Genomic DNA, 26,343 nt, shown 5'->3' with positions numbered 1-26,343 from the left:
CATGGTCGAATGGGGTTGAGGGTCGGGTGGGGTCAACCGGAGGTTAGTGAAGGGCCATGCGCAGAGATAGGATTATGAATCGAACCCAAGCTTTTGAATTTCTGGGAAACGGCGGTTTGTGGGGGTTTGACCAGAGGTATGTGGGATTGGACAGCTGATGAGCATATCTGACATAACACATTGTTTAACATAATATACATTATGCGTAATACCATATAGCCTCATCAGCCAACTCCCCATCACATTTCAATCCCTGACAACCCACCAAAACACCTTCCCTGGTGATTCGGCTCTCTACCTCATTTCAAACCTGCGCAAACCCACCATCCACAAACATTTCGCTCCCCGTCATAAAGCTACTCTCATCCGAACCCAGGAACACCGCGGCCGCTGCGACTTCTTCCGGGCGGCCGATGCGGCCCAGTGGCAAGGCTGCAATCATGCCGTCGACGATGGCGTCCGTTTGGCCTGTGCTGGACAGTACTGTGTCCAGGCCGGGTGTCGAGATCGGCCCGGGTGAAAGGACGTTGACGCGAATGCCGCTGCCTTTCAGGTCCAGTGCCCAGCTTCTGGCGAAGTTACGCAATGCGGCTTTCGACGCGCTGTACACGCTGAATGCCGGCGTGCCCATGGACGCCGTCGTCGAGCCGGTCAGGATGATCGAGGCGCCAGGCTTCATCAATGGCAGCGCCTTTTGCACGGTGAACAGCGTGCCTTTGACGTTGACGCCGAAGGTACGATCAAACGATTCCTCCGTCACGGCGCCTATCGGCTGGAAATCACCCAGGCCGGCGTTGGCAAACAGAATATCCACCTGCCGGATTTGGCCATAAACACGATCGAGATCGTCCAGGTTTGCAATGTCGCCCTGGATGGCGATCGCACCGTGGCCGATCAGCGCCACGGCCTTGTCCAATTCTTCCTGCCTGCGCCCCACGATAATGACTTGGGCACCTTCGGCTGCGAAACGAATGGCGGTTGCCAGGCCAATGCCGCTGTTGCCGCCAGTGACCACTGCTGTTTTGCCGTTGAGTCTGCTCATGAACCTGTCCTCGAAAAGTTGAGGTTCAAAGCCTAGATCCGCGCTATTAATTTGAATAGTATGCACCTTTTGGTAAGTACCCAACCTGGAGCGCGAATCCATGGCGAAAGGCACCTTCAATTGCGGGCTCGACGCAGCCCTGGCGGTGATTGGCGGCAAATGGAAGCCCTTGATTCTTTTTCACCTGGCCCATGATGTTCACCGTTATGGTGCGCTGCGACGTGCTGTCGGCAGCGTGACCGACAAGGTGCTGATCCAGCAGTTGAAAGAGCTGGAACGCGACGGTGTGATCGACCGCACCGACTTTCAGGAAATCCCGCCAAGGGTCGAGTACGCCCTCACCCCCTTTGGCGTGTCGCTGGCCAAGGCCCTGGGCCCGCTGTGTGCCTGGGGCACGGAACATATGCAGGCCGTCGAGCGTATCAGCGAACGGCGCCTGGCCGCCCTCACCCAGCCTTTAATGCAAAAATAGCATAACTCAACTAAATATCTATTTAGTTGAGTTATATAAATGCCTGCCCCGCCCTCCATCAAAACGTCCGGATACCCGCCGGAAAACGCCGTAGCATCACAACAACATCATGCTGCGAATTGTTGCGAACCCTTGTGAACTTCGGCGTCTTCACCGTCGTACTGTCATACGCTGGTGTCAGTTCCGACCCGACCCCCGAGGCGCAGACGATGGCGAAGATACAAAACGACACCCCCTCTTCTTCCGGTAATCCCACCCCTGGCTCGCGTTTCGAGTCGGTGCTGGAGCATGCCCGGGTACTGGCCAAGGGCAAGCCCGACGCGACGCCCCCGAAAGAAGCCAAGGAGGGTGACGCAGCGCCCAACTTCACCGATTACAAAAGTATCCAAGCCCCGGGCAAACACGGCAAAGACACGATCCGCTACACCACCCGCGACGGCCAGGAAGTACAGGTCAACCGAGCCACGGCACCCAAGCTGTATGAGCAGGTACTCAAGGACCAGCTCACCCAACAGGCTCAGGCTGGCGGCTACACCCTTTCCGTGGACAACGGCGACACCCTCAGTTACGCCGACCACATCACCGACATCGACACCAGCCGTGCCGACCAGGGCGTGATCACCTACAAGTTCGGCGCCAACCAGTGGGTGGTCAACAGCACCCTCACCCCGGACACCTTCAAGCGGCTGCAACATGCCAAGGACGCGCTGGCGTTCAAGAAGGACGGTTATCAGCTGGTGGGCGGCACCCAGACCCTGCCGGCCAGCAGCAGCGAATACAAAGGCATCGAACACAAGGACAATGGCGTGACCCTGGTGGAAACCAAGGACGGCAAGCGCTTCGCCATCTCCGAATCGCTCAACCCCGAGCTGTCAGCACAACTGGGCTACCAGACAGACGTGCAGAAACTCCTCGATAAGGGCAAGGCCAACGGTTATGAGCTGGTCTCCTCGCTCCCCAGCGATTACGACATCACCAAACTGAGCGTCGAGTCCATCGATGAGAAGACCGGTGTGATCCAGTTCCAGTACGACGGCAAGAAATACCTGTTGCCGCCGGGCGACGCCAGTGAAGCCGAAGTCAGCCTGCCGCCGGGCATTCGTATCGGCCTGGCCGGCGCCAACGACAAATCCCCAAGCCTGGAACTGCGTGGCACGCGTTTGTATGAGCTGCTCGACGCCCTCAAGAAGACCGAGGGCACCGTGGCCCATGACGCGCTGGTCAACGCGATCAAGAACAAGGACTACCTGGCCCACGACACCGAGGCACCGACATCGGTCTCCGACATCGCCAATATCCACGCCTACAGCGAGGGCGGCGTGCAAGTGGTCACCCTGAAAAACGGCAAGACCATCACCGTGATCGAAGCCCTGGCACCCGAATCGTTTCAAGCCTACGGCGAAGCCGGCAAGACCCTGGATGGCATCACCCGCGCCCAAGGCGACGGTTATCGCCTGGCGACCAAGGATGACTACCTGCCCTCCACCGAGGATATTCCCAGCGTCGGTGGCGTTGGGGATTATGGCCCTGGCCTGATCGCCTTCACCTACCGCAAGCCTGGCGGCCAGGAAGAAAAGATCGTGGTCAGCCAGGCAGACAATCCGGAAATGTTCGTGCAGATCGCGGGGTACCGTGGCGATGTCAATACGCAGATCAACGACGTCGACGAGCTGCGCAAGCAATACGGCCTGCCGCCTTCCAGCGAGCTGAACGTCAATGACTTGCCGACCACCGAAAAGGACGATGAAGGCAAGCCGCTGAGCGTCCAGGACCTGATGCTGCAAAACATGATCAAGGAGTACCGCGCCGGCATCGAGAACGGCAGCATCGGTACCGACGATCCGCGCGCCAAGTTCCTGCGGGCGATGGAAGCCAAGAGCATGGCCGACAACGGCATGACCGTCATTCCGGAGCATGGCCGCGGCTACAAGTCCGATGCCAGCGACCCCATCGACGTTACCAGCCGCGATGTGCGCGAAGAGATTTTCGACGTCAAGGCCATTGACGAGACCCTGGCCGAGCTCAGCACCGACAAAACCATCTCCGCCGACATGGAGCGCTTTGACAAGGACGCCCGCAGCAAGGTGGAAGGCGGCGAAGGCAAAATCACCGAGGTCGAGGACAAGCTCAAAAGCAGCGCCAACTCCGAAGGCTTTCGCAACTACATCAAGGCCCTGAACGATAGCGGCAAGACCGAGCTGGCCCAGCAGGAAATCCAGCAGACCTACCTGGGCCTCGCGCAGATCGACCCCAAGGCCGCCGAGCAGTTCAAGGGCGACCTGAGCCGCGACACCATGATCATGGACCTCGACACGATCCTCGGTGACCCGAGCAAGATCAGCGAGGACAACAGCGCACTGGCGGCCATCGACACCACCAAATACTGGCTGCGCGCCGCGCGGGGCATGACCGACATCCCGACCCAGTTGATCAATACCTGGGAAACCACGGTCGAGAAGTTCATGAACAACAAGGCCGACGCCGCAGCGTTCAGCAAGATCTACGCGGAGTTGGGCGACAAATACATGCGCAGCGGCACCATCACTCAAGCGGACATCCAGGACGCACTCGCTGCCGAGAAAAACGCATTCAAGTCACTCTCCTCCACCGAGAAAGACAGCCTCACCAAGATGTTCACCACCATGAAGGACACCGGCACCCTGGGCTCCATGTCCGGCATGTTCGGCCTGGCGCGGGGCATCTACCAATTGCACGGCGATCCGGGCCACATGGCATCGACGCCTGAAGGGCGGCTGGGTATCGCCGCCGACTTCATTACCTTCGCCAGTTTCTCCAACGGTTTCATGACCCTGGGCTCGAAAACCGCCGACCTCATCCTCAAGACCAACATCTATGACAACCTGGGCTTGAGCAAGACCATTCCTGACATGTGGCGCAAACCGCCGGGCGCGCCGGTGCCGCCGATCGATATCAAGTCGGATCTCGCCGCGCATCTGGCCGACCAGGGCTTCCTGCCGGATAAGCCGGACATGAGAGTACCGGACGGCAAAGGTGGCTTCCGTGTTCAGTCCGGCGGTGGCAACAGCGGTGGGTCGTGGATTACCGATGCCAAAGGCGGCAATGCCGTTCGCGGTACCGGTCTGGACAAGGCGTCCACCTACGCCAACTATGATCCCGAAGCCTTCAAGGCCGGTTATCTGAACGGCGAATACAACACCAAATACCGCATCGCCGGTGCGGGTAACGCCAGTCGCATCGCCGGTTCGGTATCACGCTTCATCGGCTCTTCCGCCGACCTTGCCGGCGCGGTCACCGGTATCGTGCTCGGCGCCTTCGGTATCCGTGACGGCTTGAAAAACCATGACTCGCTGCAAACCGCGTCGGGGTTCCTCGGGGTGTTCGGTGGCGCCAGCGGCGTGGTTGCCGGTGTGGCCAGCGTCAACGGTGCCTGGGGCTTGATCGGCGGTACCGCCGGCCGCGTCATCGGCGCCCTCGGCCCGGTGGGGTTTGTCGTCGGTGCGACCCTGGGCTTTATCGGCGCGATCCTGGGCACCATCAAATCGAAGAAACTGCACAAGATTTCCGGGCAGAAATGGGACCAGCTCAAGCAATTCGAAAAAGACGGACTGCTCAAGCCCGACGGCGCGAAAAACTACGTGTGGCTGCAAACCTACCTGGCCAACTACCGCCAGCGCGACGCGCCCGTGGGCCAGAGCGTCTTCGACTTCCGGCGCAAGGAATTCACCGGCGAAGACAAGACCCATAACGACTACATCGGCGACGGCTTGAACGAGCTGTCACGCGGCGTGGGCTGGGCCAGCGGCTTCGAATACAAATTCATCGATGACGAGGGCAAGGAACACACCTACGTCACGGGCTATGGCTACCTGACGCCGGAGGAGAAAGACTTGCCGACGTTCCAGGGTGACTAGGCGTACAAAAAAATTTCCTTTGATTGTTCCCACGCTCCGCGTGGGAATGCAGCCCTGGACGCTCCGCGTCCATTTTTGAAGTCGTGACGCGGAGCGTCACAGGATGCGTTACCACGCAGAGCGTGGTAACGATCGGTCATCACTACAACCCAAGATGACAAATGTAGCCACTCTGTAACCCACACCTTGTGCACCTCCGGGCCGCTCTCTAAGCTGGCCGATCCTTAGAAGCGGCCCGGAACCATCATGTCTCGAAGTATTGCCCACCTTGCCGTGCTGTTGGGGTTGATCACCGCCATCGGCCCGTTCGCCATCGACATCTACCTGCCTGCCCTGCCCACCCTGGGCGCGAGCCTTCATGCTTCGGCGTCTGCGGTGCAGATGAGCCTCACGGTGTTCTTCATGATCATCGGCGTGTGCCAGCTGTTCTACGGGCCGGTCAGCGATGTGTTCGGGCGCAAGCCGCCGATCTATGCGGGGTTGGGGATTTTTATCCTGGCGAGTATCGGCTGTGCCCTGGCGCCCACCATTGAAGTGCTGATCGGCTTTCGCGCGTTGCAGGCGTTCGATGCCTGCGCCGGCATGGTGATCCCGCGTGCGGTGGTGCGTGACCTGTACACCGGCCATGAAGCTGCGCGTCTGATGGCCTTGCTGATGCTGGTGATGAGCGTGTCGCCGATTCTGGCGCCACTGGCCGGCAGCCTGGTGATTTCGTTGTGGAGTTGGCGCGAAGTGTTCGGGGTACTCGCCGTGGTCGCGCTGCTGTGCCTGCTGATGACCTTTGTGCAGTTGCCGGAAACCCATCCGCCCGAGCGGCGGCTGGGCAAGACCCTGGGCAGTGCGTTCGGCAGCTACGGCGCGTTGCTGCGCGATCCGGTATTCACCGGCCTGGCGGTGGTCAGCGGGTTTGGCTTGGCCACTTTTTTCGTGTTCATCGGCAGCGCGCCCTTCGTGTATATCGAATACTTCGGCTTGACGCCCACCCAGTTCAGCCTGGGGTTTGCGCTGAACGCCGCGTCTTTCTTCGCCATGAGTCAACTGACCGCGCGCCTGAGCGCACGCTATGGCCTGGCCCCGGTGATACTTGCGTCGGTCAAAGCCGTGGCGGCGATCATGGCCCTGCTCGCACTGACCACGCTGTGGGTCGACAGCCTGGCGCTGATGATGAGCCTATTGTTCATCGGCTTCGGCTTCCTCGGCCTGCTGTTGCCGGCCGCCGGGGTGCTGTCCCTGGAAGAACATGGCGCCGAGGCCGGCTCGGCCTCGGCCCTGCTTGGCGCGATCCAGATGATCACCGCCGCCGTGTGCATGACCCTGGTCGGGGTGTTCGCCGATCACACGCCGGCCCCCATGCTGATCGGTATCGCACTGTGTGCCATCGCCGCGATGCTCACGGTGATGTGGACGCTGCGGCGCTTGCCCGCTCATCCGGCGAGCGCCCCGCCCTCCTCCTGATCGCGGCCCAGTTGCGCCAGATAGGCCCAAGGGTAAATGCCGCGCTGGTGTCCGTCGCTGAACACCAGTTGCACGCCATAACCCTGCGGGTGGATCTCCACCACCCGCACGGCGTCCGACACGCGGGGTTGGCTGCCCCGCAGCCGGAATGCCCGGCATTGTGAACACGGGCACTCGCGACGCAGGCGCGCGGGGTGAATCCACTGCGCGCCCTCTGCCCACTCCAGGCGCAAGCGCCCGTCGACGCTTTTGCCGATGGCTTTCGGGGCGACGCTCATTGCAGTTGCACCAGGGCAATACGCACCGCCTTGCGTACTTCCGGGTCACCATCGTCGGCGGCAGCCTGCAACGCCGCCAGCGCCTGGCGGTCACCCAACTCACCGAGGGCCAGTGCGGCCTCTTTACGTAGATTGCTGATGCTGTGCGCCAGGGTCTGGATCAAGGCGTCGAGGGCCGGGGCATAGCGCAAACGTCCGAGACTGCGGGTGGCACGCAGGCGTACTTGCCAGTAGTCGTCCGCCAACGCCTGCACCAATGCACTGCCGGCACTGGCGCTGCCGACCTTGCCCAGCGTGGTCGCGGCCTCTTCACGCACTTGCCAGGCCGGGTCCGACAGCGCCTGGAACAGCGCGGGCAATACCCGGTCATCGCTGGCCAGCCCGAGGGCGCCGGTGGCCGCGCGGCGCACGTCGGTGTCGGGGTCGCCGCTGGCCAGGGCCGCCAGGGCGTCGAGGGCCGGCAAGTGCTTGAGCCAACCCAGGACGCCGACCGCTTCACGACGAATACCCGCATCGTCATCGTCCAGCGCCCGTTGTGCCGCCGGTGCCGCCGCTGCCAGGCGCAACTCGCGCAAAGCGCGGAATATCGCGGTACGCACACTGACCTCGGCATGCTCGGTCCACGGCAGCAGCAGCGTGCCCGCCTCCGCCGTCTTCAACACGCTCAAGCTCTGGGCGGCGGCCTCGCGTACCGAGGGCTCGGCGTCGGTCAGGGCTTCGCACAGCGCTTGTACCACCTCCCCCTCTTCCCAGGCTTCCAGCAACGCGGCGGCCTGGGCGCGTACGTCGACGGCCGGATCGTTGCGCAGGCTGTCCACCAGCCATTCCAGACCGTCGGGGTCTTCCAGGTCGGCAAGGTCGATCAGCGCAATACGGCGCGTGGCCGCGTCCGCGGCTTGCAGACGTGGACGCAGGGCTTCTATTTCAGGGTTATAGGTCATATGGCAAATCGCGGTCTGGAATGATCAGTGGGCAGCCCGAGCGGGTTCAGGCGAGGCAGCTGGCGGCCATCTTCATGGTGCAGCAGCTCCAGGCAGTGGCGCTTGAGGTGGGTGAACTCCGGCGCCGTCATCAGCTCGGTGTGACGTGGCCGTGGAAAGGTCAGCGGGAAGTCTTCGATGATCCGCCCCGGTCGCGGGCTCATCACCAGGATGCGGTCGGCGAGGAACAGCGCCTCGTCGATGTCATGGGTGACGAACACCACCGTGGTACGGATCTTCGTCCAGATGTCCAGCAACAGGCTCTGCATCTTCATGCGCGTGAGGGCGTCCAGCGCGCCGAAGGGTTCGTCCATCAGCAACAGGCTCGGGCGGTTGACCAGCACCCGGGCAATCTCTACCCGTTGCTGCATGCCGCCCGACAGCTGGTTCGGCCAGCGGTCGGCGAACCCGTCAAGGCCCACCAACGCGAGGATTTCATCGGCGGCAGCGAGGCGTTCGGCCTTGGCCACGCCGCGCATCTTCAGGCCGAAGGCAATGTTCTCGCGCACGCTGCGCCACGGAAACAGGGTGTGCTGTTGAAACACCATGCCGCGTTGTTGAGACGGCCCGACCACCGCCTGTCCGTCCATCTGCAAACGGCCCTGGCTGGGCACCAGGTGGCCGGCCAGCGCGCCCAGCAGGGTCGACTTGCCACAGCCCGACGGGCCTAGAATGCACACGAACTGCCCCGGCTCGATGCTGCAATTGAGCGCCTTGACCGCCTCGAACGCCTGGGCGTGTTCACCCAGGACGATGGACAAGTCACTTATTTCGACGCGACCTTCACGTGCACTCATCAGGCTTTACCTCGCGGGCGATGCCAAGGGGTGAACACGGCGCCCAAGCGCTTGACCAGCCAACTGCTGCCCATGCCCAGCACGCCGATCAACAACATGCCGACCACAATGTCGGCATAGTTCTGGATGGTGTACGACTCCCAGGTGTAATAGCCAATGCCGAACTGTCCCGAAATCATCTCCGCCGTCACCAGGCAGAACCATGAGGTGCCCATGCCGATGGCCAGCCCGGTGATGATGCTCGGCCCGGCTCCCGGCAGCACCACTTCCTGCAGGATTGCCCGGCGCCCTGCCCCCAGGCTGCGCGCCGAAGCGATCAGCCGTGGGTCGACGCCTTCCACGCCATGGACGGTGTTGAGCAGGATCGGAAACAGCGCGCCGGTAAAGGTGATGAACACCATCGACAGCTCTGACGAAGGAAACATCAGGATCGCCAGCGGAATCCATGCCACCGCCGGAATCGGCCGTATCACTTCCAGCGGTGGCAGCAGCACATCCTCGGCCCATTTCGAGCGGCCAATGGCAATGCCCAGGCCGACGCCCACCAGCACCGCCGCCAAATAACCCTCAAACACCCGGGTCAGGCTGGCCCCCAGGTGACGGGCCAGATTGCCCGAGTCCACCAAGCCCAGCGCCGCCTCCACCACCGCGCCTGGGGTGGGCACATTGGCGAAGGTCACCAGCCACAGGTTCCAGTGATGGCTGGCGGCGAGTTGCCAGAACAGCAGGCATGCCAGCAGCGAAGCAGCACGCGGCAGCCAGCGATAAGCAGGCGTCGTCATCGGCGGGTTTCCTGTCAGCGACCGGCGACGGCTTGGGCGCCGGCGCGGGTGAAGTCGAACACCTGGCCGCCTTGGGCGTCGGCGAACTGTTGTGCCTGGCCCTTGAGCAGGAACGCGCTCAACTTGCCCTGACGGTCAGTGGCGAACCACGCCTGGTTGGCGAGCAGCTTGATGCCACTGTCTTCGGCCTGGGCGTACACCGCGCGCACGGCCTTGCCGTCTTTTTTCAGGCTGGCCAATGCGCTGAACGCAGACTCGGCCGACGCGTAGTCACGGACCTTGGGTTCACCTTTCACCCAGATCTGCGCCACGTGTTTCCAGTCGGTGATCGGTTGGCCGGTCAACGCATCGTTGGCCTTGAGCGGGGTCTGGGCGTAGTTGCTCAGTTGCGCCTGGTAGTCCAGGCCCGACGCCTTGAAGGCGGCGCGGATGTACTGGTCGTCGATAAAGGTGTTGAGGTCCAGGCCACGGTCGGCCTTTTTCAGCAACTTGAGGGTGTCGATGGCGGTGCCGACGGCCTGGCGGTATTCCGGCTTCCAGCTCAGGTCGCGGGTCTGCACACCCAGCGGGCCGTGGAACAGGTAGTTGACCTCGGCTTCCACGCCGGTGACTTTCTCGATCAGCTCGCTGTATTTCTCGGGTTCTGCGTTGAGCAACTGGTTGGCTTCCAGGCTCGCACGCAGGTAAGCGACCACGACTTCCGGGTACTGGCGGGCGTAGCTTTCATCCACCAGGGCGCCGTGGAAGGTCGGCGTGTCGGACTGTGAACCGTCGTAGATCTTGCGTGCGAAGCCCCGGTTGGGGAACAGCTCGGCAAACGGCACGAAGTCGGCATGGGCGTCGATCTTGTTGGCTTGCAGCGCAGAACCGGCTACTTCCGGCGCCTGGGCGATGATGTTCACGTCCTTGAGCGGGTCCCAGCCCTGGGCGGCCACTGCGCGCAACAGCATGCCGTGGGCCGTGGAGGCGAATGGCACGGAAATGGTCTTGCCCTTGAGGTCGGCCAGGGACTGCGCGGTGGACTCGGTCGGCACCACGATGCCGTTGCCGCTGCCCTTGATATTGCCCGACAGCACGCTGATGAACAGGCTGTGCTTGCCGGCGCCTTCGAACGCCACGCCGTTGAACGCACCCGGGAAGTCGGCCATGGCACCGAAGTCCAGTTTGCCGGCCACCATCTCGTTGGTCAGCGGCGCGCCGCTGGTGAAGTTTTTCCACTGGATGTCATAGGTGGCGTCCTTGTACTTGCCGTCATGGGGCAGGTACTTGTCGAGCAGGCCCAGCTCACGGATCAGCAAGCCGCCGGCGACACAGTTGATGGTGGTGTCCTGGGTGCCGATGGCGACCCGGATGGTTTGTGCCTGTACCGACAGGCTCAAGGAAGCCAGCACCAGGCTGGCAAAGGTTGCGCGCAAGAACATTGGGTGTTTCCCCTCGAATCATGGTTATAGAGTCGTCTCCGCCGTGATCGGGCACGGTGGGAAACGAGGGGGTACGGCAGTGGCGTCCGGGGTTGGCGGATGGCTTGGAGTCGAAGCGCTCAGCGCAGCAGGTACGGGATCTCGACCTTGACTGCGCCGGTTGGGCAATCCTTTTCGCAAGGCATGCAGTACCAGCATTCGTCGAATGCCATGTAGGCCTTCTGCGTTGCCGGATTGATCGCCAACAGGTCCATCGGGCACACGTCGACGCACACCGTGCAGCCTTTCTCGGCAATGCACTTGTCTTCGTCGATCGTCACCGGCGCGTTGGAGCGGAAAAATATTTCCTGGGGCTGGTAGGCCATTTCACGGTGTCCTTGGCGCTTTGTGCGCTCTCTGTGCGGGGTGTTGGAATTCGCAGGCTTGGCATTTTTTGTGGTGAGCGGGCCTGTCAACCCATCGGCCAATCGATGTAATGCTTCACGCCGCATCCGCCCCGACCCGCAAACGGTCATAGGCCTGCAACTCCTCGGCATCCAGCGGGATCACATACGGCTCCACCGGTCTCTTGAAGCTGACCATCTGGCCGTCCTCACCCTTTTTCAGGTGGCAATGGCAGAACCAGTCGGCGTCATTGCGTTGCGGATGATCGACCCGGTGGTGATACAGGCCCCAGCGGCTTTCGGCGCGATACAGCGAGGCGCGGGCGGCCATTTCGGCGCAGTCGCGGATCACGCTGGTTTCCATCGCGCGCATCAGCTCATGGGGGTTGTGGGCTTTCATCTGGTCCAGGTCACGCTCGATATCGCTGAAGCGCTGCAGGCCGATTTCCATCTTGCGCGTGACCTTGGGCGGTTGCAGGTAGTCGTTGACGAAACGGCGCAGCTTGTATTCGACCTGGGCCGGCGGCAGTCCGGTGTCGCGGTCCAACGGCGCATACACGCGAGCCTGTTCGGTGGCGACCTGCGCGGCGCTCACTGCACTGAAATCCCGCTCGGCCACGTAATGCGCCGCGTTGGTGCCGGCGAACCAGCCATAGGTAAACGCCCCGAGCATGTAGTTGTGCGGCACGGCGGCCATATCGCCGGCCGAGTACAACCCCTTCACCGAGGTTTCCGCGCGCTCGTTCACCCACACGCCGGACGCCGAATGCCCGCTGCAAAAGCCGATCTCGGAAATGTGCATCTCGACCATGTCGCTGCGGTAATCGGTGCCCCGGTTGGCGTGGAACTGGCCACGGCTCGGGCGTTCGTTGCTGTGCAGGATGGTTTCGATGTTCTGGATGGTTTCCTCGGCCAGGTGATCGAGCTTGAGGAACACCGGCCCATTGCCGCTTTCGAGTTCCTGGTGGAACTCCCACATCATCTGGCCGCTCCAGTAATCACACTCGATAAAGCGTTCGCCCTTGTTGTTGGCGGTGTAGCCACCCAGGGGACCGGTGACGTAGGCGCAGGCCGGGCCGTTGTAGTCCTTGATCAACGGGTTGATCTGGAAGCACTCCAGGTTCGCCAGCTCGGCGCCGGCGTGATAGGCCATGGCGTAACCGTCGCCGGCGTTGGTCGGGTTTTCGTAGGTGCCCATCAGGTAGCCGGAAGACGGCAAGCCCAGACGTCCGGCGGCCCCGCAGCACAGGATCACGGCCTTGGCCTTGATCACCTGGAAGTCAGCGGTGCGGCAGTCGAAACCCATCACACCGTTGACCGCGCCTTCATCGTCCGTGAGCAGGCGCGTGCACACCAGGCGGTTGGTGATCGCCACCCGTGCGCGCTTGAGCTGGCGGTACAGCACTTTCTTGATGTCATGGCCCTCGGGCATCGGCAGCACATAGGCGCCCATGTGGTGCACCTTTTTCACCGCGTAATCGCCGGTTTCGTCTTTCTCGAACTTGACGCCCCAGCGGTCCAGTTGTTCGATGGTTTCGAAACTGTGGGTGGCATAGGCGTACACCGCCGCCTGGTTGACGATCCCGTCGTTGGCGATGGTGATTTCCTTGGTGTACTGCTCGGGGGTGGAGTGGCCGGGGATGATCGCGTTGTTCAACCCGTCCATGCCCATGCTGATCGCGCCACTGCGCTTCACATTGGCTTTGTCTACCAGCAGCACCCGCAAGTCGCGGTTGGCTTCTTTGGCCTTGATCGCTGCCATCGGTCCGGCGGTGCCGCCGCCGATCACCACGATGTCGTATTCCTGCTCCACGGTGTTGCGGCTCATGGGCGGCTGCCTCGTTCACGGTCAATGCGCAGGCGGTACTGGAAGGCATCGCCACGGTAATACAGGTGTTCAAAGTCCACGGGCTGGCCGTCGGCGGTGTGGGTCAGGCGTTCGATGTGCATGATCGGCGAGCCGGGCTCGACGTTCAGCGCCTGGGTCAGGTCGCTGTCGGCCAGCACCGCGTCGATGGCCACGTCGGCGTGGCCCAGTTGCAGGCCGCAGTCGTTTTCCAGGATCAGGAAGATGTCGCGCGTGACCAGGTCGGCCTTTTCCAGGCGCTCGCCGAGGGATTGCGGCAGATAGGTGATTTCCAGCGACACCGGCTCGCGGTTGAGCAGCCGCACGCGCTTGATCTGCGCCACCACGGTGCCCTCTTCCACGCCCAGACGCAGGGCGACTTGTTTGTCCGCCGGCACGAAGCGAAAGCTGCGCAGGCGGTTGATCACTTCAAAGCCGCGCCCGGTCATGGATTCCGCCAGCCCTTGCAAGGTGCTGACGTTCTGGAACGCCTTGGGCTTGGACACAAAGGTGCCCTTGCCGTGGATCTTGTAGATCAAGCCTTCTTTCTGCAGGTCGCCCAGCGCCTGGCGCACGGTAATCCGGCTGACCTTGAACCGCGCGCCCAGCTCACTTTCGGAGGGCATCTGCGTATTGGCCGGGTACTGTCCGTCGAGAATGCCGCTGCGCAACAGGTCGCGCAGTTGGGCATGCAACGGAATGCTGGAGAGCGGAGATAAGGCTGCGGTGGATTCGTTCATCAAGGTCACTTGTCATAACGAGTTATGACGTGATCTTAAGAAGTCTAACGGCTGACTTGGAAATACCGTTTATGCATAAGCTTAAAGCCGACGCCCCACCGACAGATCGGTGGGGCGCACGGGTCAGTCCTTGAATTGGGTCAACTGCTGGTTCAGCGAGCCGGCTTGCTCGCGCAGGTTGACAGACTGGTCCAGCAGGCTGCGAATGGCCAAGTCATTCTGTTCGGAGATGCGGCTGACGCCCTGGATCGCCACGGACAGTTCTTCGCCGGTGGCCGCCTGGCTTTGGGTCTGGCGTGCGACTTCACTGATGCGCGTGAGAATATCCTCGGCGTGCTGGCGAATCTGATCGACACCCTGGGCCGAAGTGCTCAGTTGCGTCACACCCTGGCGCACCGCTTCGCCCACCTGCTGCACGTTGGCCACGGTGTTGTGCACATCCGAACCGATCGCGCTGATCATGCCGCTGATTTCACCGGTAGAGCGGCTGGTGCGCTCGGCCAGTTGGCGCACTTCATCGGCCACCACCGCAAAGCCCCGGCCCTGCTCCCCTGCACGCGCCGCTTCGATGGCGGCGTTCAGCGCCAGCAGGTTGGTCTGGTCAGCGATACTGCGGATCACGGCGATGATGCCGGCGATTTCCTGGGAGCGTTTTTCCAGATCGCCCACGGTGCTCGCTACTACGTCCATGGTCTGGTCGATATGGGTAATGCCGTGCAGGGTCTGAGTCATGTCTTCGGCAATCTGACGGGTCAGCACACCGGTATTGCGCGCCAACTGCTCGACGTCCTCGGCCTGTTGTGACATTTCGGTCACCGAATGCGCCAGCGCGGTGATGCCGCATGCCATCTCCTCGGTAGCGGTGTGTTGCGCCGTGGCGCGCTCGGCCACGGCCTGGGTGGTATCGCCCAGGTGATTGGAGATTTGCGTCAACGCGCCAGTGCTTTGGCGAATAGTACCCACCAGGCCGCCCAGGCGCTGGATGAATTGGTTGAACGCACCAGCCAGCTTGCCGGTTTCGTCGCCGCTGCGCTGTTCGAAACGCAGGCCCAGTTCCCCCTCCCACGCCTGGATCCCCGCGGTCAGCCCGGCCAGAGGTCGAATCTGCCAGGCCAGCAAGTACCACAGCACCAGGGCCAGGGCGAGCAGCGCAAACAGGCCGATCAGCACGGCGGTATAGAGAAACTGGTTGATCCCCGCCAGCGCTTCGGCCATCGGGTAAGCCACCATCAATCCCCAGGTGTTGGGCGCTTTGCCGATGCGCACCGGTTGCAGCACATAGTTCCAGCCCTCGCGCTGGAAGCTGTAAGCCTGGCCAGCCTTGATCGCGGTTTTGGCGGCGTCGGGCAAATCAGTGGCCGGTTGCCCCAGGCGCTTGCTGTCCGGATGGCTGGCATACAAGCCGTTGCTGGAAACCAACGCGCCGTAACCGCCGAAGGCATCGATCTTCGCCAACTGACGGTTGATGCTCTCCAGCGGGATATCCACTCCGGCCACACCCAAGGCTTTGCCGCCCTGCAACAGGGGCACCATGATCGACACCAACATCAGTTGCTGGCCGCTGCCGGTGGCGTACACGTAAGGTTCGGACGCCCAGGGTTGGGCGCTGCGCAGGGGGCGATAGTAGTACTGGTTGTCGGCGTTTTCCGGGGTGTAGCCGGCCAGTACTTCCGACTTGATCGAGCCGCCGGCACGGTTCCAGTACGTCAGGTAACGGCCGGTGGCGTCGTGGTTGGGCGCGTTGATGAAATCCGCGTCCTTGCCGTCGAAGCCATTGGGTTCCCAGTACTGGCCCAGGCCGAGCAACTGCGGGTTGGCTTCGAGCAATTGACGCGTCGCGGCGTCGGCGCTGCGGCGGTCAACGTGTTGTTGCTGCATCGCCGTAGCCACGCTGGCCAGGGACTGGGCCACGGTAAACCCGACCCCCAACTCTGTTTCCACTTCCCTGGCATTGGCCTGGACGATCGAGTCCACCAGCGCCGAGGTTTCCTTCACCGAAGTGCCATAGGCGATGGACGCAATGGACCCCAGCAACAACGCCATGACCACAACAGCACCGATCAGGGCGGTCCAGAACAACTTAACGTGTAAAGAGCGATTAGGCATGAGCATTCTCAAAGGAGCGATTCATCAACCCCGCAGGCCACCGTTCTTTCAAGGCGACGGCTCTGCATCGGGGCTGACCTGAAGTGATATCATATAGCCATCACCCCTGTCGGCGCACCTTAAGCCTCGTGCAAATGACGGTCAGGTCACAGGTTCGAGCTACAAATCGAAGCGGTCGACCGCACGCCGGCGCTCATTGTCGTCACGCACGTCATAGCTGGCAGTGGTCTGGATGTTGGTGTGATGCGCCAGTTTCTGTGCAATCGACAGGTCATGTTCTTCGATCACCCGGGTGATGAAGGAACGGCGAAAGTCATGGGGCATGATCTTCACGCCCACCTGCTCGCCGCGCTGGCGGGCGATGTAATAAATCGCGTGTTTGGTGATGCGCTCGCGGGTGATGTGGCTGCCCCGGCGGATGCGGTTGAACAGAAAGCTGTCGTCCTGTTCGCCTGCCTTGAGTTGATCTCGACGGTATTCGAGCCAGGCTTGCAGCTTGGCGAAGGCCCAGGCCGGGGCGTACTTGACCAGTTCCTTGTTGCCCTTGCCGATCACCCGCAGGCTGCGCTCCTCGAAGTTGAGTTGCGCCAGGTCCAGGTTGACCGACTCGGACTTGCGCATGCCCGAGCCATACAACAGGCCGATCACTGCAGCATCGCGCAGGCCCTGGGGGCGCGGGTCGGCGGCGCAGACGTCCATCAATTCACGGATCAGCGTGCGTCGCAGGTTGCGGCCCTGGCCCAAACGCGTGCCGGGCGTGGCCTTGACCGTGCGCATTTTCAGCAAGTGTTCCTGGCTGATCAGGCTCATGCGCCAGGCTTCGTTCATCACGCCACGCACCGCGTTCACGTACAACGACGAGGTATTCGGCGCGTAACCGTCTTCCCGCAGTGCCGCCACCAGGGCGATGACGTGCTCGGGTTGCAGCAAATGCCAGTCGATGTCTTCGAGGTTGATGTCTTCAAAGCCCAGGCGGTCGGCGGCATCCTGCAGCACGTAGCGCATGGTCAGTTGGCTGGAGGGGGCCAGGCGGGTGAGGTAGAGGGTCAGCGGGTTGCGGATAGACTCAGTCAAGGTAGATCAGCCTTTGGATTAAATACCTTGAACAAGCCTTTGTTTAATCGAGGTATTTAGTGAATTGGCGAAGGCCGAGTCTACCCCAGGGCCGGCCTTCTTACCAAATCACCTGGCTATTCTTCGTCGTCAATCGGGTCCTGGGGCTGGCTCTGGGATTGGCTCCACTCGCCATCCTGTTTTTGCATCAGTGCGAACCACTGTTGGCGCATGAACGCCAGGTAGCCTTCCGGTGCCTTGGCAAAATCCTTCTCGTCGGTGTAGCAGCCCGGCAACGGCAGTTCGGTGCCCTGCTCCTTGTACTCGCTGACCAGGGCCTGCTGCGCGGCTACGCTGCAATCCTTGGGCAACGGCATGCCACGCAATGCGCCGGCCTCCTCGTCCCACCAACTGGCGCCATAGCGGTCGACACCGCGCAAGCGGTATTTCTGGGATTTGCCCACGTGCATGATCAACTTGAATTCATTGGGGCTGACATCGCTGGTACAGGTGCGCGAATAGCCCACAGTGGCCTGGGTGATACCGTCGCCGGACAGGTCGGTGACCTGGGTCGCGGCCATGTCGAAGCGCAGGGCTGCGTCGAATTCGCAGTGCTGCACATCGTCGTAGAGCATCCACACGCGCTTGGGGTGCTTGCCGTCGATCAGGTACTGCGCCGCATACACGAAGGCCGATTGGGTGCCGTCATCGTCACGCTCGCTGACCTGCTCGGCGAGCACCAGCAGGTTCTTGCCCTGGCGGTCGTCCCAGGTATACGCGGCGACCTGTTTGCCCCGTACTTCCACCCCTTCGGGGACCTGCTCGACCGGGGTCAGGACCACCCCTGATTCAGCCCGCACGGTGGTGATACAGGCCACCGTCATCAACAACCCCACCAACACTGGCCGCAACTGGCCGCGTAAAAGCTGCACGCTATTCATCCGAGTACCCTGGCTAGAGAGGGCTTACTTTACCGGCACTTGAGGGGCAATGCAGAGAAGATTCTTCAATCACCCAGAGGCGTCATTCCGACAGCTTGCGTCAGGTCACGCTTTTGTCGATAAGTCGTGTCGCGCAGTTGCCTGGCGGGCTAGCTGAACCCTAGCTGTCTACCTGTCAAATAAACGAGTTTTTCATCCGGCTTTCATATTCGTTCTACATTTTTACGCTTAATCTTGGGCCCCATGGACTTGAGAGCAAACCGCGCTTTACCGACTAACCTGTTGATTACGCTTTAACTTTATATTTTTTAGTCTTTACTCCAGTTCATCAGGAAGAACAGGCTGCCAGGTTTAAGGAATGTCGAATGCACACCACGCACACCACTGCCTTTTAATCAGTTGCCCGCACTTTCGCCCACTGATTGCTGTTGTTTCAGCGCTCCAAAGTTGTTCTAACCCCGAGGTCATGAATCTTTGAAACCCTACCCTATTCATTGCGTGTCGATCGTTATCCCGGTCTACAACGAACAAGAGAGCCTGCCTGAACTGCTGCGCCGTACCACCGCAGCCTGCCAGCAACTGGCCTACGAATACGAAATCATCCTGGTGGATGACGGTAGCCGCGACAATTCGGCCCAACTGCTCGAAGACGCCGCCGCACAGGACGGCAGCCACGTGGTCGCGGTGATCCTCAACCGCAACTACGGCCAGCATGCCGCGATCATGGCCGGTTTCGAACAATCCCGGGGCGAGGTGGTGATTACCCTCGACGCCGACCTGCAAAACCCGCCCGAAGAAATCCCGCGTCTGGTGGAACAAGCCGCGCTGGGTTACGACGTGGTTGCCACCGTGCGCAACAACCGCCAGGACTCGGCCTTCCGCCGCTGGCCATCGCGGCTGATCAACCTGGCCGTGCAACGCTCCACCGGCGTGGCCATGAGCGATTACGGCTGCATGCTGCGCGCCTACCGCCGCACCATCGTCGACGCCATGCTCGCCTGCCGCGAGCGCAGCACCTTTATCCCGATCCTGGCCAATGGTTTCGCGCGCCACACCACGGAAATTCTGGTGCACCACGCCGAGCGCGAGCACGGCGAATCCAAATACAGCGCCATGCGCCTGATCAGCCTGATGTTCGACCTGCTGACCTGCATGACCACTACCCCGCTGCGCCTGCTCTCCATCGTCGGCTTCAGCCTCGCGGCGCTGGGCATGCTGTTCGCCTTCGCGTTGATCGTGATGCGCCTGGCTTTCGGTGCCGACTGGGCCGGCGACGGCTTGTTCGTGTTGTTCGCGGTGCTGTTCGTATTCACCGGCGGGCAGTTCATCGGCATGGGCCTGTTGGGTGAATACCTGGGCCGCATGTACAGCGATGTGCGGGCCCGTCCACGGTTCTTTATCGAAAAAGTGCTGCGCAACCAATCGGCGGCACCGGCTCCGGTCGTTGTGGTTGATGGTCTGGCCACTTCTCACTCCTCCCCTTCTCCTTCCGATCAGGTTTCGTCATGAGTCAAAAAGCTGTTGTCTTCGCCTACCACGATATTGGCTGCGCGGGCATCGAAGCCCTGCTCAATGCGGGTTACGACATCGCCGCCGTGTTCACCCATGCCGATGATCCCAAGGAAAACAATTTCTACGGTTCCGTCGCTCAGCTCTGCGCACGCAACGGCATCCCGGTGCATGCCCCGGAAGACGCCAACCACCCGCTGTGGGTCGAGCGCATCGCCAAGCTGAACCCGGATTTCATTTTCTCGTTCTACTACCGCAACCTGCTGAGCGAGGCCCTGCTGGCCACCGCAAGCAAAGGCGCGTTCAACCTGCACGGCTCGCTGCTGCCCAAATACCGTGGCCGCGCCCCGGCCAACTGGGTGCTGGTGAACGGCGAGACCGAAACCGGCGTGACCCTGCACCGCATGGTCAAGCGTGCCGACGCCGGCGCGATCCTGGCCCAGCACAAAGTGCTCATCGACGCGACCGACACCGGCCTGAGCCTGCATGCCAAGCTGCGTGATGCCGCCACCCACCTGCTGCGCGATGCCCTGCCGCAACTGGCCACCGGCAAGCTGGCGGAAACCGTCCAGGACGAAAGCCAGGCCACCTACTTCGGTCGCCGCACCGCCGCCGATGGCAAGTTGGAATGGAAAAAGCCGGCGCAGGAACTGTTCAACCTGGTTCGCGCCGTGACCCAACCCTACCCGGGCGCCTTCTGCGCGGTGGGCGAGCACAAGCTGATCGTGTGGCAGGCCGAAGTGGTCAAGGGCAACGAAGGTTTGGCGCCTGGCCGTGTGATCAGCGTCAATCCGCTGCGCATCGCCTGTGGCGAAGACTCCCTGGTGATTCGGTTCGGCCAGCGCAACGACAACGGCCTGTACCTGGCCGGCCCGTCCCTGGCCAACGAGCTGGGTCTGGTGGACGGTTCCGTACTGCGCGGCGCCGAGTCTGGCCGCAAGCCACGCCGCACGCGCGTGCTGATCCTGGGCGTGAACGGTTTTATCGGTAACCACCTGTCCGAGCGCCTGCTGCGCGACGACCGTTATGAAGTCTACGGCCTGGACATCGGCTCCGACGCCATCGAGCGCCTGCGCAGCCACCCGAACTTCCACTACGTGGAAGGCGACATCAGCATCCACACCGAGTGGATCGAGTACCACATCAAGAAGTGCGACGTGGTCCTGCCGCTGGTGGCCATCGCCACGCCAATCGAATACACGCGTAACCCGCTGCGCGTGTTCGAGCTGGACTTCGAAGAAAACCTCAAGCTGGTGCGCTACTGCGTCAAGTACAACAAGCGCGTGATCTTCCCGTCGACCTCCGAAGTCTATGGCATGTGCCAGGACCAGTACTTCGACGAAGACACCTCCAACCTGGTGGTCGGCCCGGTCAACAAGCAACGCTGGATCTACTCCGTGTCCAAGCAACTGCTGGACCGCGTGATCTGGGCCTACGGCGCCAAGGGCCTGAACTTCACCCTGTTCCGTCCGTTCAACTGGATGGGCCCGCGCCTCGATCGCCTGGATTCGGCCCGCATCGGCAGCTCCCGCGCCATCACTCAGTTGATCCTGAACCTGGTGGAAGGCACGCCGATCCGCCTGTTCGACGGCGGCGAGCAGAAGCGCTGCTTCACCGACATCGCCGACGGTATCGAAGCCCTGGCGCGCATCATCGATAACGACAATGACGCGTGCAACGGCCAGATCATCAACATCGGCAACCCGGAAAACGAAGCCAGCATCCGCCAGTTGGGCGAAGAGCTGCTGCGTCAGTTCGAAGCGCACCCGCTGCGTGGCAACTTCCCGCCGTTCGCCGGCTTCCGCGACGTGGAAAGCAAGGCGTTCTACGGGACCGGTTACCAGGACGTGGCCCACCGCAAACCGAGCATCGAAAACGCCAAGCGCCTGCTGAACTGGGAGCCGACCGTGGAGATGAGCGAAACCATCGGCAACACGCTGGACTTCTTCCTGCGTGAAGCCATGCTCGAAATTGCGGACAAGCACTGATGAAAGCTGGCCTGCGCATTGACGTCGACACCTACCGGGGTACCCGTGAAGGGGTGCCCCGGTTGCTCGAATCCCTGGATGAAGCGGGGGTGAAGGCGACGTTTTTCTTCAGCGTCGGGCCGGACAACATGGGGCGCCACCTGTGGCGCCTGATCCGTCCGCAGTTTCTGTGGAAGATGCTGCGCTCCAACGCGGCCGGCCTCTACGGCTGGGACATTTTGCTCGCCGGTACTGCCTGGCCGGGCAAACCCATTGGCCGCGACCTGGGGCACTTGATGCGTCAGGCCAAGGCCGCCGGCCACGAAGTAGGCCTGCATGCGTGGGATCACCACGGCTGGCAGGCCAACACCGGGCGCTGGAGCGAGGCGCAATTGATCGAACAGATTCGTCGGGGTGTGGACACCCTGAGCGACATCCTGGGTGAGCGTATCGACTGCTCGGCGGCTGCCGGTTGGCGTGCCGACGAGCGCGTGGTGCAAGCCAAGCAAGGGTTCAACTTTCGCTACAACAGCGATTGCCGGGGCACCAGCCTGTTCAGGCCGAGACTGGCCGATGGCAGCACGGGCACCCCACAGATTCCGGTCGACCTGCCGACCTTCGACGAAGTCGTCGGGCCGGTCGTGGCGGCCAAAGACTTCAACGCCTTCATTCTTGACCGCTTCGCCGAGTCGAAGCTGAACGTCTACACGATCCACGCAGAAGTAGAAGGGATTCTGATGGCCAATGATTTTCGCCAGTTGCTTGCCCAGGCAGGGCAGCGCGGCATCGACTTCACCCCACTGGGCGATCTGCTGCCCGCCGACCTGACCACCCTGCCCCGGCAACAGCTGGTGCGCGGCGCATTGCCCGGCCGCGAAGGCTGGCTTGGAGTGCAGCAGGCATGATCCGCCGTTGGGCGTTGCCCCTGCTCCTGTTGGCGTTTGGCGTGTTTTACCTGTTGCCGCTGGCCACCCATGGCCTGTGGATTCCCGATGAAACCCGCTACGCACAGATCAGCCAGGAAATGCTGCTGACTGGCAAGTGGGCGTCGCCGCACTTCATGGGCATTCGCTACTTTGAAAAACCGGCGGCCGGTTACTGGATGATCGCGCTGGGCCAGGCGATATTCGGCCAGAACCTGTTCGGCGTGCGCTTTGCCTCGGCGCTGAGCAGTGGTTTGAGCATTTTGCTGGTGTACCTGGTGTCGCGCCGTCTGTGGAATGACCCGCAAAAAAGCCTGATCAGCAGCGTGCTGTACATGAGCTTCGTCAGCGTGGCCGCCCTGGGTGGGTACGCCAATCTGGACCCGCAGTTCACCTTTTGGGTCAACCTTACCGGCGTTGCCTTGTGGCTGTGTGTCGACAGCACCCGCCGCAGCGCGCGCTTGTGGTCATGGGCGTTGCTCGGCCTGGCCTGCGGCATGGGCTTCATGACCAAGGGCTTCCTGGCGTGGTTGCTGCCGGTATTGATCGCCCTGCCCTACATGATCTGGCAAAAGCGCTTTCGCGAACTGCTGGGTTATGGCCTGGTCGCGGTGGTGGTGGCGATTGCCGTCAGCTTGCCCTGGGTGCTCACGGTGCATGCGCAAGAGCCGGACTACTGGAATTTCTTCTTCTGGCACGAGCATATCCAGCGCTTTGCCGGTGACGATGCCCAGCACGCCGAACCGTTCTGGTACTACCTGCCGCTGCTGGTAGCGTTCAGCCTGCCCTGGGTGGCGTTGCTGCCGTCCACGTTCAAGCGGGCGTGGCAGGAGAAACGCGACGCCAAAATCGGCTTCGTGGTCCTGTGGTTGTTGATGCCCCTGGCATTTTTCAGCCTGGCCAAGGGCAAGTTGCCGTCCTACATCATGCCGTGCCTGCTGCCGCTGGCGCTGTTGATGGGCCACACCCTCGCCGACAAACTGGCCCAGGGCCGCGAACGCGTCTTGCGTTTCAACGGCTGGCTGAACCTGGTGATTGGCGTGCTGGTCCTGCTGGCCCTGACCTGGTTCCAGCTGAAGAAACCGGTGTACGCCCACGGCCAGGAAACCTTCAGCCTGATGCTGGTGTTCATCTTCCTGTTCGGTTGGATCCTGGCGAACCTGTTGCACGCCGCACGCCCTTCGAAACTGTGGGCTGCGCCGGTCATCGGCAGTTGGCTGATGGTTGCCCTGCTGCCGGCGGCGTTGCCCCATTCGGTGGTGTACAACAAGACCCCGGATCAATTCATCGTCGATCACCTGCAGGAGCTGCAATCCACCACCGCGCTGCTGAGCAACGACCTGGGCGCCGCTTCTGCGCTGTCCTGGCGCCTGGCGCGCCCGGATGTGACCCTTTACAACACCATCGGCGAAGTGAAGTACGGCCTCGCCTACCCCGATGCCAGCGATCACAAGGTGGACACCGCTCAGGTCCAGGCGTGGATGAGCGAGGCCCGTAAACAAGGCGCGGTTGGCGTGGTGATGCGGGTCAAGGGCGACGATGAGATCGCCGAAGTCGCCTTGCTGCCTACCGACGGCAAATGCTATGAGCAAGGCAATATCGTGATCCTGATCTTCCCGCAGGTCGCACCATGATCACGCTGCTGCTGTTATTGGCCGCCTGCTTGCTGACGTGCATGGGCCAGGTCTCGCAGAAGTTCGCGGTGGAAAGCTGGCGTGATCTGCCCGAGGGCTGGGTGCTGAAACTCCGCTCGCCGTGGCTATGGTCGGCGCTGGTGTGCCTGGGCCTGGGTCTGCTGGTGTGGCTGTTGGTGCTGCAACGCCTGGAAGTGGGCATCGCCTACCCCATGCTCAGCCTGAATTTTGTATTGGTCACGCTGGTGGCGCGCTTTGTGTTCCATGAACCCGTCGACGCGCGCCACTGGCTCGGCGTGCTGCTGGTGATCGCCGGTGTCGTGCTGTTGGGGCGCCACGTATGAGCCGCACGCAGGGCTTTGCCCTGGCCCTGGGCAGCGTCGGGTTGGTCAGCGCCGCCCAACTGGGCATGCGCTGGAGCATGACACGCCTGCCGCTGCCGCATGAATGGCTCAGCGCGCCCATCGACCTCGGTGCCCTTGGGGTGGTGGTCCTGGCGATCCTGGCCTACGCGCTGTCGATGCTCTGCTGGCTCTGCGCGCTCAAACACTTGCCGTTGGGGCGAGCCTATTCGCTGCTGAGCATCAGCTACGCGCTGGTGTATCTGCTGGCCGCCAGCCTGCCGCTGTTCCATGAAGATTTTTCGCTTTCAAAAACCCTGGGGGTGGCGCTGGTCATCCTCGGTGTGCTGGTCATCAACTCTCGTCGTGCTCGTGCTACAAGCCCCAGGAATGCCCCATGAAAATCAGTGTATTTGGTAGTGGTTACGTCGGTCTGGTGCAGGCCACCGTGCTGGCCGAAGTCGGTCACGATGTCATCTGCATGGACGTTGATCAGAACAAGGTCAAGCTGCTGCAGCAGGGCCACGTGAGTATCTTCGAGCCGGGGCTGTCGGCCATGGTCAAGGAGAACCTGGAAAGCGGGCGCCTGCACTTCACCTATGATGAAAAACTCGCGGTCGAACATGGCGAAGTGCTGTTTATCGCCGTGGGTACACCCTCGGATGAGGACGGTTCAGCCGACCTCAAATACGTGCTGTCGGTGGGTGACGCGGTGGCCCGCCATCGGGTCGACCCGGTGATCCTGGTGGAAAAATCCACCGTGCCCGTGGGCACTGGCGACACCCTGCGTGCGCACATCGAAAAAGCCCTGCACCTGGCGGGCCGGCACCTGGAGTTCGATATCGTCTCCAACCCGGAATTCCTCAAGGAAGGCTCGGCCGTTGCCGACTGCCGCCGCCCGGACCGCATCATCATCGGTTGCGAACGTGAAGAAGTACGCGAGGTGATGCGCGACCTGTACGCGCCGTTCAACCGCAACCATGACCGCATCATCTTCATGGACCTGCGCAGTGCCGAGCTGACCAAGTACGCCGCCAACTGCATGCTGGCGACCAAGATCAGCTTCATCAACCAGATCGCCGAGCTGGCCGAACACCTGGGCGCGGACATCGAAGCCGTGCGCCTGGGCATCGGTGCCGACTCGCGCATCGGCTACCACTTCATCTACCCGGGCTGCGGCTACGGCGGCTCGTGTTTCCCCAAGGACATGCGCGCGTTGATCCACAGTGCCAAACAGGCCAACTGCTCCAGCGACCTGCTGGAAGCCGTGGAAGCGATCAATCAGCGTCAGAAGAGCAAGCTGTTCGAACGCATCAATGCGTTCTTCAAGGGCAACCTCAAGGGCAAGACCTTCGCCCTGTGGGGCCTGGCGTTCAAGCCCAATACCGACGACATGCGCGATGCCCCCAGCCGTGTGCTGATGGAGGCGTTGTGGGCCGCCGGCGCCAATGTGCGTGCGTTCGACCCGGAAGCCATGCAGGAAACCCAGCGGATTTATGGTGACGACCCACGGCTGATGCTGATGGGCACGCCGGAATCCACTTTGAGCGGCGCCGATGCGCTGGTGGTGTGCACCGAGTGGCAGCAGTTCAAGGCGCCGGACTTCGACCTGATCCACCAGCGCCTGAAAACCCCGGTGATCTTCGACGGTCGCAACCTCTACGACGGCGAGCGCCTGGCCCGCAAAGGCTTCCAGTACTTCCCGATGGGCCGTGGCGATTCCTGCCAGTTGCCGATCCCGCAGCAGCAATGGGTGCCCCAGGTCGTGGAAGCCTGATAC

At 62.0% G+C, this 26,343-nt stretch carries 22 protein-coding genes; 10 read left to right on the top strand and 12 right to left on the bottom strand.

Annotation, left to right across the window (positions count from 1 at the left end):
* Positions 1-304 precede the first annotated feature (304 nt).
* Positions 305-1,042: an SDR family oxidoreductase gene (locus tag ACW9IN_RS02900; RefSeq protein WP_457364475.1), complete on the bottom strand. Its 738-nt coding sequence runs from the start codon at positions 1,040-1,042 to the stop codon at positions 305-307.
* A 100-nt stretch (positions 1,043-1,142) separates the two neighbouring features.
* Between ACW9IN_RS02900 and ACW9IN_RS02895 the strand changes: the two genes are divergently transcribed.
* From ACW9IN_RS02895 to ACW9IN_RS02885, 3 genes are all read left to right on the top strand, one after another.
* The gene (locus ACW9IN_RS02895) at positions 1,143-1,514 is read left to right on the top strand and encodes a winged helix-turn-helix transcriptional regulator (RefSeq protein ID WP_457364474.1); all 372 of its coding nucleotides are present in this window, start codon (positions 1,143-1,145) and stop codon (positions 1,512-1,514) included.
* Between the two features lie 209 nt (positions 1,515-1,723).
* The gene (locus tag ACW9IN_RS02890) at positions 1,724-5,407 is read left to right on the top strand and encodes a hypothetical protein (RefSeq protein ID WP_457364473.1); all 3,684 of its coding nucleotides are present in this window, start codon (positions 1,724-1,726) and stop codon (positions 5,405-5,407) included.
* Between the two features lie 246 nt (positions 5,408-5,653).
* Complete coding sequence (locus ACW9IN_RS02885) at positions 5,654-6,862, top strand: multidrug effflux MFS transporter (RefSeq protein WP_457364472.1); 1,209 nt, start codon at positions 5,654-5,656, stop codon at positions 6,860-6,862.
* Here the strand turns inward: ACW9IN_RS02885 and ACW9IN_RS02880 are convergent.
* The 11 genes from ACW9IN_RS02880 to ACW9IN_RS02830 form a co-directional block, all read right to left on the bottom strand.
* A complete protein-coding gene (locus ACW9IN_RS02880; RefSeq protein ID WP_457364471.1) occupies positions 6,832-7,140 on the bottom strand; it encodes a gamma-butyrobetaine hydroxylase-like domain-containing protein in 309 nt (102 codons plus the stop codon). The two genes, ACW9IN_RS02885 and ACW9IN_RS02880, sit on opposite strands and share 31 nt — an antisense overlap.
* The gene (locus ACW9IN_RS02875) at positions 7,137-8,081 is read right to left on the bottom strand and encodes a HEAT repeat domain-containing protein (RefSeq protein WP_457364470.1); all 945 of its coding nucleotides are present in this window, start codon (positions 8,079-8,081) and stop codon (positions 7,137-7,139) included. The genes ACW9IN_RS02880 and ACW9IN_RS02875 overlap by 4 nt, the downstream gene beginning before the upstream one ends.
* Complete coding sequence (locus ACW9IN_RS02870) at positions 8,078-8,917, bottom strand: ABC transporter ATP-binding protein (protein WP_457364469.1); 840 nt, start codon at positions 8,915-8,917, stop codon at positions 8,078-8,080. The genes ACW9IN_RS02875 and ACW9IN_RS02870 overlap by 4 nt, the downstream gene beginning before the upstream one ends.
* Positions 8,917-9,699, bottom strand: coding sequence for an ABC transporter permease (locus ACW9IN_RS02865; RefSeq protein ID WP_457364468.1), 783 nt, complete (start codon positions 9,697-9,699; stop codon positions 8,917-8,919). Before ACW9IN_RS02865 ends, ACW9IN_RS02870 begins: the two co-directional genes overlap by 1 nt.
* 14 nt (positions 9,700-9,713) lie before the next feature.
* Complete coding sequence (locus ACW9IN_RS02860; protein ID WP_457364467.1) at positions 9,714-11,120, bottom strand: ABC transporter substrate-binding protein; 1,407 nt, start codon at positions 11,118-11,120, stop codon at positions 9,714-9,716.
* A 119-nt stretch (positions 11,121-11,239) separates the two neighbouring features.
* Positions 11,240-11,485, bottom strand: a complete 246-nt coding sequence (locus ACW9IN_RS02855; protein WP_028616162.1) for a 4Fe-4S dicluster domain-containing protein — start codon at positions 11,483-11,485, stop codon at positions 11,240-11,242.
* Between the two features lie 115 nt (positions 11,486-11,600).
* The gene (locus ACW9IN_RS02850) at positions 11,601-13,331 is read right to left on the bottom strand and encodes a fumarate reductase/succinate dehydrogenase flavoprotein subunit (protein ID WP_457364466.1); all 1,731 of its coding nucleotides are present in this window, start codon (positions 13,329-13,331) and stop codon (positions 11,601-11,603) included.
* Positions 13,328-14,089, bottom strand: coding sequence for a GntR family transcriptional regulator (locus ACW9IN_RS02845; RefSeq protein ID WP_457364465.1), 762 nt, complete (start codon positions 14,087-14,089; stop codon positions 13,328-13,330). Before ACW9IN_RS02845 ends, ACW9IN_RS02850 begins: the two co-directional genes overlap by 4 nt.
* Positions 14,090-14,212: 123 nt before the next feature.
* Positions 14,213-16,195: a methyl-accepting chemotaxis protein gene (locus ACW9IN_RS02840; protein ID WP_457364464.1), complete on the bottom strand. Its 1,983-nt coding sequence runs from the start codon at positions 16,193-16,195 to the stop codon at positions 14,213-14,215.
* A 159-nt stretch (positions 16,196-16,354) separates the two neighbouring features.
* The gene (locus ACW9IN_RS02835; protein ID WP_457364463.1) at positions 16,355-17,269 is read right to left on the bottom strand and encodes a site-specific integrase; all 915 of its coding nucleotides are present in this window, start codon (positions 17,267-17,269) and stop codon (positions 16,355-16,357) included.
* A gap of 116 nt (positions 17,270-17,385) precedes the next feature.
* Positions 17,386-18,189, bottom strand: a complete 804-nt coding sequence (locus tag ACW9IN_RS02830) for a M949_RS01915 family surface polysaccharide biosynthesis protein (protein ID WP_457364462.1) — start codon at positions 18,187-18,189, stop codon at positions 17,386-17,388.
* Positions 18,190-18,663: 474 nt separating this feature from the next.
* On the opposite strand from ACW9IN_RS02830, the gene arnC reads away from it, so the two are divergent.
* From arnC to ACW9IN_RS02795, 7 genes are read left to right on the top strand one after another with little or no spacing between them, the layout of a single operon-like run.
* Positions 18,664-19,698: an undecaprenyl-phosphate 4-deoxy-4-formamido-L-arabinose transferase gene (arnC, locus tag ACW9IN_RS02825; RefSeq protein ID WP_457364461.1), complete on the top strand. Its 1,035-nt coding sequence runs from the start codon at positions 18,664-18,666 to the stop codon at positions 19,696-19,698.
* A complete protein-coding gene (gene arnA / locus ACW9IN_RS02820) occupies positions 19,695-21,686 on the top strand; it encodes a bifunctional UDP-4-amino-4-deoxy-L-arabinose formyltransferase/UDP-glucuronic acid oxidase ArnA (protein ID WP_457364460.1) in 1,992 nt (663 codons plus the stop codon). Before arnC ends, arnA begins: the two co-directional genes overlap by 4 nt.
* Complete coding sequence (gene arnD / locus ACW9IN_RS02815; RefSeq protein WP_457364459.1) at positions 21,686-22,570, top strand: 4-deoxy-4-formamido-L-arabinose-phosphoundecaprenol deformylase; 885 nt, start codon at positions 21,686-21,688, stop codon at positions 22,568-22,570. Before arnA ends, arnD begins: the two co-directional genes overlap by 1 nt.
* Positions 22,567-24,222: a lipid IV(A) 4-amino-4-deoxy-L-arabinosyltransferase gene (gene arnT / locus ACW9IN_RS02810; protein ID WP_457364458.1), complete on the top strand. Its 1,656-nt coding sequence runs from the start codon at positions 22,567-22,569 to the stop codon at positions 24,220-24,222. The genes arnD and arnT overlap by 4 nt, the downstream gene beginning before the upstream one ends.
* Positions 24,219-24,566 (top strand): 4-amino-4-deoxy-L-arabinose-phosphoundecaprenol flippase subunit ArnE, encoded by a 348-nt coding sequence (arnE, locus tag ACW9IN_RS02805; protein ID WP_457364457.1) that lies wholly within the window; start codon positions 24,219-24,221, stop codon positions 24,564-24,566. Before arnT ends, arnE begins: the two co-directional genes overlap by 4 nt.
* The gene (gene arnF / locus ACW9IN_RS02800) at positions 24,563-24,964 is read left to right on the top strand and encodes a 4-amino-4-deoxy-L-arabinose-phosphoundecaprenol flippase subunit ArnF (RefSeq protein WP_457364456.1); all 402 of its coding nucleotides are present in this window, start codon (positions 24,563-24,565) and stop codon (positions 24,962-24,964) included. The genes arnE and arnF overlap by 4 nt, the downstream gene beginning before the upstream one ends.
* Positions 24,961-26,340, top strand: coding sequence for a UDP-glucose dehydrogenase family protein (locus tag ACW9IN_RS02795; protein ID WP_457364455.1), 1,380 nt, complete (start codon positions 24,961-24,963; stop codon positions 26,338-26,340). The genes arnF and ACW9IN_RS02795 overlap by 4 nt, the downstream gene beginning before the upstream one ends.
* The last annotated feature ends 3 nt before the right edge of the window (positions 26,341-26,343 follow it).

It is taken from the genome of Pseudomonas sp. SDO5271_S396, from assembly GCF_054071795.1.
This window is presented reverse-complemented; position numbering and strand designations above follow the sequence as displayed.